Origin of the sequence: Streptomyces sp. NPDC059564 (assembly GCF_042735575.1) — a bacterium.
Classification (GTDB): Bacteria; Actinomycetota; Actinomycetes; order Streptomycetales; family Streptomycetaceae; genus Streptomyces.
Genome location: NZ_JBHWBP010000053.1, coordinates 26,207 through 35,327, shown reverse-complemented (window position 1 = coordinate 35,327; position 9,121 = coordinate 26,207). Strand labels below are relative to the sequence as shown.

The window sequence follows — 9,121 nt, the reverse complement described above, 5'->3', positions numbered from 1 at the left end:
CACAGCGCGGCTAGGTTGCGGGGGCTCCGCCCCCGGACCCCCGCGCGTCAAACGCCCCCAGCTACCGCTGGGAGGTGCCCCCGGGCGGGGCTGATTTTTGCCGTTCTGCCCTGAATTTCCCCGGCGGGGCCCAGAGGCGTCGGCATTGCCTGGTGGCGGTGTTCAGCCACAATCCAGCCTCGCCGGCGTTCGAGGCGCGGGGTCTGGGGCGGAGCCCCAGGGGCCGGGCGCGGCCTGATCTCGGTGGACGAGCTTTCGGGGTGACGTTCGTCATCCCGGGAACGGGGTTTCCCCCGCGATAAGGGCATATGCCGGAGGCCCGCCCCCGCTCACCATTCCGCTCGCCCCACCCGCCCGCTAGGGTCGCCGCATGAGCGCACCCTCGGGGGGAGGGAAGGAACCGGAAACGATGCCCGCACCCGTACCGCGGCAAAGGGAGATCCCGGCCGCGGAAAGCGGCACCGCACCCCAGGCCTCGCTGACCCTGCTGGTGATCGAGGACGACCCGGCGGGCGGCCTCACCGTCCCCGAGATCCTCGACGCCGACGGCCACCGCATCCGGCTCCGCAGCGCCCGCAACCTCACCGAGGCCGCGCGGCTGCTCACGCCCGACGTGCACTGCGTCCTGCTGGACCTGGACCTCGCCCTGCCCGGCGCCGCCTCCGCGGACGCCGACACCGAGGGCGACGGCCTCGGGGCCCTCCGCCAGGTGCTCCGCCTCGCCCCCCGCCACGCCGTCCTCGTCCTGACGGCGGAGGCCGACGCCGACCGCGCCGCCGAGGCCGTCCGCGTCGGCGCGCAGGACTTCCTCCTGCGCGACGAGCTCGACGGGCGGCTGCTGAGCCGCGCCATCCGCTACGCCGTGGAGAGAAAGCGGGCGGACATCGCCCAGTACAAGCTCGCAGAATCGAAACTGCGCGCCCAGGAGAACGCCCGTCTCGAACGCGGCCTGCTCCCGACCCCCCTGCTGGAGGGCTCCGACCTCCGCTTCGCCGCCCGCTACCGCCCCGGCCGCAGCAGGGCCCTGCTGGGCGGGGACTTCTACGACACCGTCCGCACCCCCGACGGCACCGTCCACGCCATGATCGGGGACGTCTGCGGCCACGGCCCCGACGAGGCCGCCCTCGGCGTCGAGCTGCGCATCGCCTGGCGCGCCCTGACCCTGGCCGGCCTGTGCGGCGACGACCTGCTGGCCACTCTCCAGGAGGTCCTGGAGGTCGAGCGCCCCTGCGAGGAGATCTTCGCGACGCTGTGCACCGTGGACATCTCCCCGGACGGCCGCCGCGCGGGCCTGTGCCTGGCCGGGCATCCGGCCCCGCTGATATCCCGGCCGGGCCGCCCCGCGCGGCTCCTCCCGTACGAGAACAGCGGCCCGGCGCTGGGCCTGCTGCCCCGGGCGCGCTGGCCCCGCCGTCAGGTCGACCTGGGCGGCACCTGGAGCCTGATGCTCTACACCGACGGCCTCATCGAGGGCCGGATCGGGGACGGCCGCGAGCGCCTCGGGCAGGACGGCATGGTCGAGATGATCAACCGGCACCTGGACCGCGGTCTGAGCGGCGAGGGCCTGCTGGAGGCCTCCGTCACCGAGGCCCGCCGCCTCAACGGCGGCGAGCTCACCGACGACGTGGCCGTGGTCCTGCTCTCCCGCTCGGCGGGCTGAACGGGCCCGACGGCGACCCGTCGGCGACCCGTCCGCGCCTACCGGCCGCCGTTGTAGGGGCCGTACGGTCCGTCGCTGCTGCTGCCGCCCCGGCGGGGGCCGCCGGAGACCTGCTTGAGGGCGGGGCGCACGTCGACCATGAACACGATGGTCGCCACCAGACCCGCGATCTGCAGGAACAGCATCCCGAGGAAGAAGTCCACCAGGACCGTGACACCCAGGATGACCAGCCAGAACGTCTTGGTCTGCTTGTCGGCGGCCCGGTACGCGTCCTCGCGGGGCAGCACCGCCAGCACCAAGGCCACGACGGCGAGCGCCAGCATGGCGTAGCCGAGCAACGGGAGCACCCCGTTGTTGAATCCCTGCATCAGCATCGTCTCGACCGCCTTCTCGCCTCGGGCACACCTGACTCCACGCTACCGCCGGAGCCGCTTTCCCAAACGACAACGAACCGGGCACCCCGCGGGTGCCCGGTCCGTTCCGGCTCGATCAGCTCTCGTCGCCGGCCGTGACGGTGGCCTTCTTGGCCGTGCCGCGGCGCACGCCGTTCTTCCTTGCGGCCGGCTTTTCCCCGGCCGCGTCACCGGCGGCCGCGTCGTCGGCGGAGGCCTCGGCGGCGGGCGCCGTCTCCGGCTCCGGCTCCACGGCGCCGGCGATGTCGACGATCTCGTCGGCGACCTCTCCGCGCCAGGCGCGGACGGCCTGCTCGCCGTGCTCGGCGACCTTGTCGTAGGTCTCCTTGGCCCGGACGGCGTACTCGGCGGCGACGCCGACGCCGCGCAGCGCCAGGTCCTGGGCAGTCTCGCCCAGCTTCTTCGGGTCGATCGCCCCGAGGACCTCGGCGACCTTCGCGGTGACCGCCTCCTGGGCGACCTTCGCCTTCTCCTGGACTGCCTTGGTGTCGGCGTTCTTCACGGCCTCGATGCGCGCGGGGGCCTCGGCGCGCAGCTGGTCGATGAGCCCGGGCACCTTCTTGGCCTGCTGGACGGCGAGGTCGGCGGTGCCGGCGGCGAAGTAGAGGGGGGTGGGGTCGGTGAGGGTCTTCTTCAGGTCATCGGCGATGGCCATGTGCTGGTCCTCCCGGATCACAGTCAGTTCGTAGGGGGCACCGCGGTGTCGCCGGAGCCGGAGCCCGAGCCGGAGCCGGAGCCGGAGGAGTCCGTTTCGGGCTCCTCCGCCTCCAGCGCGTTCTCCCGGCGGAACGCGTCGTAGATCTGGAGCAGCACCTGCTTCTGCCGCTCGTTGATCGACGGGTCGGAGAGGATGACGGCCCGCGTCTCCACCTCGTCCCGGTCCCGCTCGTCGAGGATCCCGGCCTGCACGTACAGCGTCTCCGCGGAGATCCGCAGCGCCTTGGCCAGCTGCTGGAGGATGTCCGCGCTCGGCTTGCGCAGCCCGCGCTCGATCTGGCTCAGGTACGGATTCGACACTCCCGCGGCGTCGGCCAGCTGCCGCAGCGAAAGCTGGGCCTGCCGCCGCTGTTCACGGAGGTATTCGCCGAGGTTTCCGACGTTGAGCGATGCCATGCCCCGATCCTGCCGCACCCTGCTAACTATTGCAAGCGGACGCTTGCAATAGCTCCCACCCCCGTCCCCGGAGGCCCCCTGTGACTCGCCCGAAGGTCAGCGGGGCGAGAGGAGGCAGAACTCGTTGCCTTCCGGGTCGGCCAGAACCGTCCAGTGGATCGCGGACTGGTCAAAATCAGGATCGGTGGCGCCCAGGGCGCGCAGTCGGGCCGCCTCTGCGGCCGGGTCGTCACCGAGGTAGGGGCCGACGTCGAGGTGGACGCGGTTCCACACGCTCTTGGTGTCGGGAGTGCGGAGGAACTCCAGGTAGGGGCCGACGCCCTTGGCGGAGCGCATGGTCGCCTGGTCGTCGGTGACCTCGTGCAGCGTCCAGTCCATCGCCTCGCCCCAGAACCGGGCCATCCCTCGCGGGTCGGCGCAGTCGACCACCACCGCGGCGATCGGCCCGGTGTCCCGGTAGACCGGACGGGGCTCCAGGACGCAGAACTCGTTGCCTTCCGGGTCGGCCATGACCGTCCAGGGGACGTCGCCCTGCCCCACGTCGGCGAGCGTCGCGCCGAGATCCTTCAAGCGCGCGACCAACTCCGCCTGATGGGCGGTCGAGGTGGTGGCCAGATCAAGGTGCACACGGTTCTTGACCGTTTTGGGTTCCGGGCGGGCGATGATGTCGATGCAAACGGCCACGGGGTCGGGGTAGGCGAAGCCCACGGGTTCGAGGTTGGTCACGCCGGGTCCCTCGCTGTCGATACCCCAGCCGAGTGCCTCCGCCCAGAACCGGCCGAGCGCGGAGTCGTCGTGGGCCTTCATGTTGATCTGCACGAGTCGTGTTGACATGCCGATGATCTTAGAAGCTCCGCCGGCCCCGGCGGCCCCGGCGGCCCGGTCTGTACCGTGGTCGTGTGCCCCGTGTACCCCTTTCCGATCTCGTCCGGCTGCGCCGGACCCGTGACCTGATGGACCGCGACTACGCGCAGCCGCTGGACGTCCCCGCGCTGGCGCGGGTGGCGCTGATGTCGCCGGGCCACTTCTCGCGGAGCTTCCGCGCCGCCTTCGGCGAGACCCCGTACAGCCACCTCATGACCCGCCGGATCGAGCGGGCCAAGGCGCTGCTGCGGCGGGGCGACCTCACGGTGACGGAGGTCTGCATGGCGGTCGGCTGCACCTCGCTGGGCTCCTTCAGCTCCCGGTTCACCGAGCTGGTCGGCGAGACCCCGAGCGCGTACCGGGCCCGGGACCACGACGACAGCGCCGCCATCCCGGCCTGCGTCGCCAAGCTCCACACCCGGCCGGTCCGCGGCAAAGGGGCGAAGGCGGCCACCGGTCCGTAGCGTGAAGGCATGGAAATCAAGCTCTCGCAGTGCTTCATCGCCGTCGACGACCACGAGAAGGCCCTCGCCTTCTACCGTGACGTGCTCGGCCTGGAGGTGCGCAACGACGTCGGCTTCGAGGGGATGCGCTGGGTGACCGTGGGCTCGCCCGCGCAGCCGGACGTGGAGATCGTCCTGGAGCCGCCGCTCGCGGACCCGGGCGCCACCGACGAGGACCGGCAGGCGGCGGCCGAGCTGATGGCCAAGGGCCTGCTGCGCGGCGTCATCTTCCAGACCACCGACTGCGACGCCACCTTCGAGCGGATCCGCGCGGCCGGCGGCGAGGTCCTGCAGGAACCGATGGACCAGCCCTACGGCGTACGCGACTGCGCCTTCCGCGACCCCTCCGGCAACCTCCTCCGCTTCAACCAGCCCCGCACCACGTAGCCCTCCCTCACCCCCACCCACTTTTTTGTGGGTACTTGGCGCCCCGCCCCGGACCCGCGAGGCTTGTTCCAGGCGGGGCGCGGAGAGAAGGGAAGGAGCGCCGCGCCGCCTCAGGAAGCCGGCCGGCCCCCTGAGTCCGCGACGAGCCGCTCCAGGCGGCGGTGGCCCCAGTCGGAGACCGGGCCCAGCGCCTCGGAGAGTTCGCGGCCGAACTCCGTCAGGGAGTACTCGGTCTTCAAGGGCAGCACGTCGTGCACCTCCCGGTGCACCAGGCCGTCCGCCTCCATCTCGCGCAGTGCCTGGGTCAGCACCTTCTCGCTCAGGCCCGGCTGCAGCCGGCGCAGCTCACCGGGCCGGTGCGGACCGGATTCCAGCAGCCACAGCAGCGCGGTCTTCCATTTGCCTTCGATCACGGCGATGGCCGCCGTCACCCCGCAGACGTTCGGGTCCTGGGCCCGACTGCGCGTCATCTCCGCCCCTTTTCTTATCAATTGTCATTGCTTCAGAGGGAGTTCCTCCATGCAGTCTGCCGTTACCGTGCTCGGTCTGGGCCCGATGGGCCGGTGCCTGGCCCGCGCCTTCCTGGACGCCGGTCTGTCCGTCACCGTCTGGAACCGGACCCCGGGCCGGGACCGCGAACTGGTCGAACGCGGGGCCTTCGGCGCCGCTTCGGCCGACGGGGCGGTCGCCGCGAGCCCCCTGACCGTGATCTGCGTGGTGAACTACGACGCCTCGGACGCCGTGCTGCGCACCGAGCCGGTCACCCGTGCCCTCAAGGGACGCACCCTCGTGAACCTCTCCGCCGACACCCCCGGGCGGGCCCGCGACACGGGCGACTGGGCGGAGCGCCACGGCATCCGCTACCTGGACGGCGCGATCATGACCCCGACCACCACCATCGGCACCCCCGCCTCCGTGTACATCCACAGCGGCCCCGAGGACCTCTACGCCGAACACCGCGCCGTGCTGGAGGCGCTGGGCGGCACGCACACCCACCTCGGGGAGGACGTCGGCCGGGCGGCCGCCTACGACATCGCACTGCTCGACGTCTTCTGGACGGCGATGGCGGGCTACGCGCACGCCGTCGCGATCGCCCGGGCCGAGGGCATCAGCGCCCGGGAACTGGCCCCCTTCGCCCAGGGCATCGCCACGATCCTGCCGCCGCTCTTCGAGGAGATGGCGGCCGAGTTCGACGACGGCGGCTTCTCCGGCGAGGGCAACCCGCTCACCTCGGGGCTGTCGACGATGACCCACGTGGTCCACGCCTCGCAGGAGCACGGCATCGACGCGGGCGTGATGCGCGCCATCGAGGCCACGGCCCGCCGCACCGTCGAACTCGGGCACGGAACGGACGGGTACATCCGGGTCGCCGAGGTCCTCGGCCGCCGCGCCTGAGGCACCCGCGGCTGAGGGCACCCCCGCCTGAGGCACCCGCCGGGGTCCCTACCGGACCCCGGACGTCCCGATGACCACGGTCGCGTACAGCTCCTCGGAGCTGACCGCCCGTACCGCGAGCCCGCCGGCCGTCAGGGCGGACGCCGTCACCGGCGACTGCCGGGCGCTGGTCTCGATCAGCAGGTGTCCGCCCGGCGCCAGCCAGGCCTCGGCCCGCGCCGCCACCCGCCGGTGGACGTCCAGGCCGTCCGCGCCCCCGTCGAGGGAGACCAGCGGCTCGTGGTCCCGGGCCTCCGACGGCATCAGCCCGATCTCCTCCGTCGGCACGTACGGGGCGTTGACCACCAGCGTGTCCACCCGCCCCCGCAGCCGCTCCGGGAGCGCCTCGTACAGGTCGCCCTCCCAGACCGTGCCCCCGTACGGAGCCACGTTGCGCCGGGCGTACGCCAGCGCGCCGGGGTCGATGTCGGCGGCGTGCAGCTCGACGCCACCCGGGACCCGGTCGGCGACGGCCGCGCCGAGGGCGCCGACCCCGCAGCACAGGTCGAGGACCACCGCGCCGGGCCGGGTCAGCGCCACCGCCTCCTGCACCAGGAACTCGGTGCGCCGCCGCGGCACGAAGGCCCCCGCGCCCACCTCCATCCGCAGCCCGCAGAACTCCGCCCAGCCGACCACGTGCTCCAGCGGTTCCCCGGCCACCCGGCGGGCCACCATGCCCGACAGGTGCCCGTCGTCGGTGGCGGCCGCGACCAGCAGGTCCGCCTCTTCCTCGGCGAACACGCAGCCCGCCGCGCGCAGCCGTTCCACGATCGTCAACACGTCACTCGTTCCCCTGGTTGTCACAACGATGGCCGCCGGCCGGTCAGAAGGTGTCCGATCAAAACATGTCCGGGCACCACGGCCTGCGCGCGGTGCGGAACACCGCGTCGGCGAGCTCCACCGCCCCGGGCCGCTGTCCGGCCACCCGGCCCAGCGCGGCCAGCCGCACCGCCGACGCGTCGCCGAGGTACAGCGAGGCCAGCGCGGACGCGTCGAGCCGCAGGTCGGCGGGCTCCTCCGTACGGGAACACGTACCGCCGCCCGCGTCCAGCCGGTAGCGGCCGCCCGCCGGACCGGACGGGTCGTCGACCTCCAGGACGAGCACCCCGGGCACGGCGTACGTCCGCGCGCCGAGCGCCCGTACGACGTCCAGCACTCGCACCCACAGGAAGTCGGCGACGGTCACCGTCCGGGCCGCGCGCGGATCGGGCAGCAGCTCGGGCACGAGGTCGTCGGGGGCCCGGTAGCCGGTGCGGACCTTCAGCACCCAGTCGATGGAGCACAGGAAGTGCCACAGCGCCCGCTCCGCCCGCGGGGTGAGCGCGATCAGCTCCTTCACGTACAGGGTCTGCTGCGGGACCTTCGCGTCGGTCCAGTGGTCGTCGGCGCGGTAGGCGGCCAGCCCCGCCACCTCGCCCTCCGCCGTCCGGTACACGGCGAACATCTTTTCCTTGAAGGGGCGGTGGGAGTACTCCACCTTGCCGGTCACCAGGTTCCACCAGCGGTCGTCGCGCCTGATCGCGCCGTTCGTGGACGCGCGCAGCCGCTCGTGCAGGGCGGGCCCGACGCGGCGCACCTCGGCGCCGTCGACCAGGTCGATGCGGCCCCCGTCGGCGGGGAGCGGGCGGTGCCGGTCGAGACCGGTGCGCGGGACGTCGATCTCCCATTCGGTGAGGGAGGTGGCGGGCCCGAAGCCGTAGCGCCCGTAGATCGGGTGCTCGGCGGCGACCAGGATCGACAGGACGTCGCCGCGGGCGTGGGCGGCGGCGAGTTCGGCGGCCATCATGCGGGTCAGCAGGCCCTGGCGGCGGTGGGTGGGCAGCACGGTGACGTTGGAGACCGCGCTGCACGGGACGGTGGCCCCGCCGGGCACGGTCAGCTCCTGGGTGAAGGAGCGGAAGGTCGACACGCAGCGGCCGGTGTCGGGGTCGAAGCCGCCCAGCAGGCGGCCCGGTTCGCTGTGTTCGGCGCGCTGCGCCACATCGGATTCGGTCGGGGTGCCCGGGGTGAGGAATCCGGTGTTGAGGGTGTTCAGCCAGTCGGGGAGTTCGGAGGCGGCGATCGGCCGGACGTCTGCGCTCATGACCGGTCACGCTAATCGCCGGACTCCGGCGGGTCGCCCGATTTTCCGGCGGCCCGCGACCGGGGACCGGCGGTGGCCCGGCAGGAGCCGACGGCCGCTCCGCTACGCCAGGAGGTCGTCCACCTGCGCCTCGCCCTCGCGGTAGCGGCGGGTGATCTCGGCGCTGGAGTCGTCCGCCATGCGCTGGAGCTGTTGTCTGCGCCGCGAGACCTGCTGCTCGTAGCCGACCAGCCGGCCCATCGCGTCGTGCAGTTCGGCGTCCGTGCGGGCGGCCAGGTCCGACAGTTCCACGTCGGACAGCATCTCGGCGGCCAGCAGCCGGAACTCCTCGCTGTGCGGGGTGCCGAGCGTGACGTGCCGGGCGGAGGCGCTGCGGCTGGACGGGGCGTCGGCGAGGATCTCCGACAGCCGGTCCACCACCCGTGCCTCGGGGTCCGTCCGGCGGGCGAGTTCGGCCCGCAGGATGTCGATGCGGCCCTGCAGGAGCCTGCGTACGTAGCTCAGGTCGGCCTCGTCGCGCTGCGCGTCGCGGCGCAGGGCGCGCAGTTCGGGCAGGCCGAGCGCCGTGGCGGGGGTGGTCGGCCCCCCGGCGGTCGGCGACCCGGTGTCGCCGGGGGGGTTGGGGGGGGGCCGCCGCGCCCGGCCGGGGGGGGGCCCGCCCGGC

Annotated in this window: 12 protein-coding genes; 4 read left to right on the top strand and 8 right to left on the bottom strand. The window is 73.1% G+C overall.

What is annotated here, in order from left to right:
• Positions 1-409: 409 nt before the first annotated feature.
• Complete coding sequence (locus ACFV0Q_RS12830) at positions 410-1,660, top strand: PP2C family protein-serine/threonine phosphatase (RefSeq protein WP_385004437.1); 1,251 nt, start codon at positions 410-412, stop codon at positions 1,658-1,660.
• 38 nt (positions 1,661-1,698) lie between these two features.
• Here ACFV0Q_RS12830 and ACFV0Q_RS12825 read toward each other — a convergent pair whose 3' ends face one another.
• The 4 genes from ACFV0Q_RS12825 to ACFV0Q_RS12810 form a co-directional block, all read right to left on the bottom strand.
• Positions 1,699-2,034 carry a DUF2516 family protein gene (locus ACFV0Q_RS12825; protein ID WP_385004435.1) on the bottom strand — a complete coding sequence of 112 codons (336 nt, stop codon included), beginning with the start codon at positions 2,032-2,034 and terminating at the stop codon, positions 1,699-1,701.
• 115 nt (positions 2,035-2,149) lie between these two features.
• Positions 2,150-2,728, bottom strand: a complete 579-nt coding sequence (locus ACFV0Q_RS12820; RefSeq protein WP_385004433.1) for a hypothetical protein — start codon at positions 2,726-2,728, stop codon at positions 2,150-2,152.
• A gap of 23 nt (positions 2,729-2,751) precedes the next feature.
• Positions 2,752-3,186 (bottom strand): helix-turn-helix domain-containing protein, encoded by a 435-nt coding sequence (locus ACFV0Q_RS12815; protein WP_385004431.1) that lies wholly within the window; start codon positions 3,184-3,186, stop codon positions 2,752-2,754.
• A gap of 96 nt (positions 3,187-3,282) precedes the next feature.
• Positions 3,283-4,020 (bottom strand): VOC family protein, encoded by a 738-nt coding sequence (locus ACFV0Q_RS12810; protein WP_385004429.1) that lies wholly within the window; start codon positions 4,018-4,020, stop codon positions 3,283-3,285.
• Positions 4,021-4,139: 119 nt separating this feature from the next.
• On the opposite strand from ACFV0Q_RS12810, the gene ACFV0Q_RS12805 reads away from it, so the two are divergent.
• Positions 4,140-4,514, top strand: a complete 375-nt coding sequence (locus tag ACFV0Q_RS12805) for a helix-turn-helix transcriptional regulator (protein WP_385004441.1) — start codon at positions 4,140-4,142, stop codon at positions 4,512-4,514.
• A gap of 9 nt (positions 4,515-4,523) precedes the next feature.
• Entirely contained in the window at positions 4,524-4,940 is a 417-nt protein-coding gene (locus tag ACFV0Q_RS12800) for a VOC family protein (protein ID WP_385004427.1), read from the top strand.
• 110 nt (positions 4,941-5,050) lie between these two features.
• On the opposite strand, the gene ACFV0Q_RS12795 is transcribed toward ACFV0Q_RS12800, so the two are convergent.
• Positions 5,051-5,410 carry a winged helix-turn-helix transcriptional regulator gene (locus ACFV0Q_RS12795; RefSeq protein WP_385004425.1) on the bottom strand — a complete coding sequence of 120 codons (360 nt, stop codon included), beginning with the start codon at positions 5,408-5,410 and terminating at the stop codon, positions 5,051-5,053.
• Between the two features lie 49 nt (positions 5,411-5,459).
• Between ACFV0Q_RS12795 and ACFV0Q_RS12790 the strand changes: the two genes are divergently transcribed.
• Positions 5,460-6,335: an NAD(P)-dependent oxidoreductase gene (locus ACFV0Q_RS12790; RefSeq protein WP_385004423.1), complete on the top strand. Its 876-nt coding sequence runs from the start codon at positions 5,460-5,462 to the stop codon at positions 6,333-6,335.
• A 48-nt stretch (positions 6,336-6,383) separates the two neighbouring features.
• On the opposite strand, the gene ACFV0Q_RS12785 is transcribed toward ACFV0Q_RS12790, so the two are convergent.
• The 3 genes from ACFV0Q_RS12785 to ACFV0Q_RS12775 form a co-directional block, all read right to left on the bottom strand.
• Positions 6,384-7,154, bottom strand: coding sequence for a putative protein N(5)-glutamine methyltransferase (locus tag ACFV0Q_RS12785; RefSeq protein WP_385004421.1), 771 nt, complete (start codon positions 7,152-7,154; stop codon positions 6,384-6,386).
• A 58-nt stretch (positions 7,155-7,212) separates the two neighbouring features.
• Entirely contained in the window at positions 7,213-8,457 is a 1,245-nt protein-coding gene (locus ACFV0Q_RS12780) for a GNAT family N-acetyltransferase (protein WP_385004420.1), read from the bottom strand.
• A 102-nt stretch (positions 8,458-8,559) separates the two neighbouring features.
• Positions 8,560-9,121, bottom strand: a 562-nt coding sequence (locus ACFV0Q_RS12775; RefSeq protein WP_385004418.1) for an AmfC protein, incomplete at its 5' end; no start/stop codon positions are given.

Coding starts and splice junctions, on each gene's coding strand:
- ACFV0Q_RS12810 (WP_385004429.1), bottom strand. CDS start 4,020: ATGTCAACACGACTCGTGCAGATCAACATGAAGGCCCACGACGACTCC.
- ACFV0Q_RS12820 (WP_385004433.1), bottom strand. CDS start 2,728: ATGGCCATCGCCGATGACCTGAAGAAGACCCTCACCGACCCCACCCCC.
- ACFV0Q_RS12795 (WP_385004425.1), bottom strand. CDS start 5,410: ATGACGCGCAGTCGGGCCCAGGACCCGAACGTCTGCGGGGTGACGGCG.
- ACFV0Q_RS12830 (WP_385004437.1), top strand. CDS start 410: ATGCCCGCACCCGTACCGCGGCAAAGGGAGATCCCGGCCGCGGAAAGC.
- ACFV0Q_RS12805 (WP_385004441.1), top strand. CDS start 4,140: ATGGACCGCGACTACGCGCAGCCGCTGGACGTCCCCGCGCTGGCGCGG.
- ACFV0Q_RS12780 (WP_385004420.1), bottom strand. CDS start 8,457: ATGAGCGCAGACGTCCGGCCGATCGCCGCCTCCGAACTCCCCGACTGG.
- ACFV0Q_RS12815 (WP_385004431.1), bottom strand. CDS start 3,186: ATGGCATCGCTCAACGTCGGAAACCTCGGCGAATACCTCCGTGAACAG.
- ACFV0Q_RS12790 (WP_385004423.1), top strand. CDS start 5,460: ATGCAGTCTGCCGTTACCGTGCTCGGTCTGGGCCCGATGGGCCGGTGC.
- ACFV0Q_RS12825 (WP_385004435.1), bottom strand. CDS start 2,034: ATGCTGATGCAGGGATTCAACAACGGGGTGCTCCCGTTGCTCGGCTAC.
- ACFV0Q_RS12800 (WP_385004427.1), top strand. CDS start 4,524: ATGGAAATCAAGCTCTCGCAGTGCTTCATCGCCGTCGACGACCACGAG.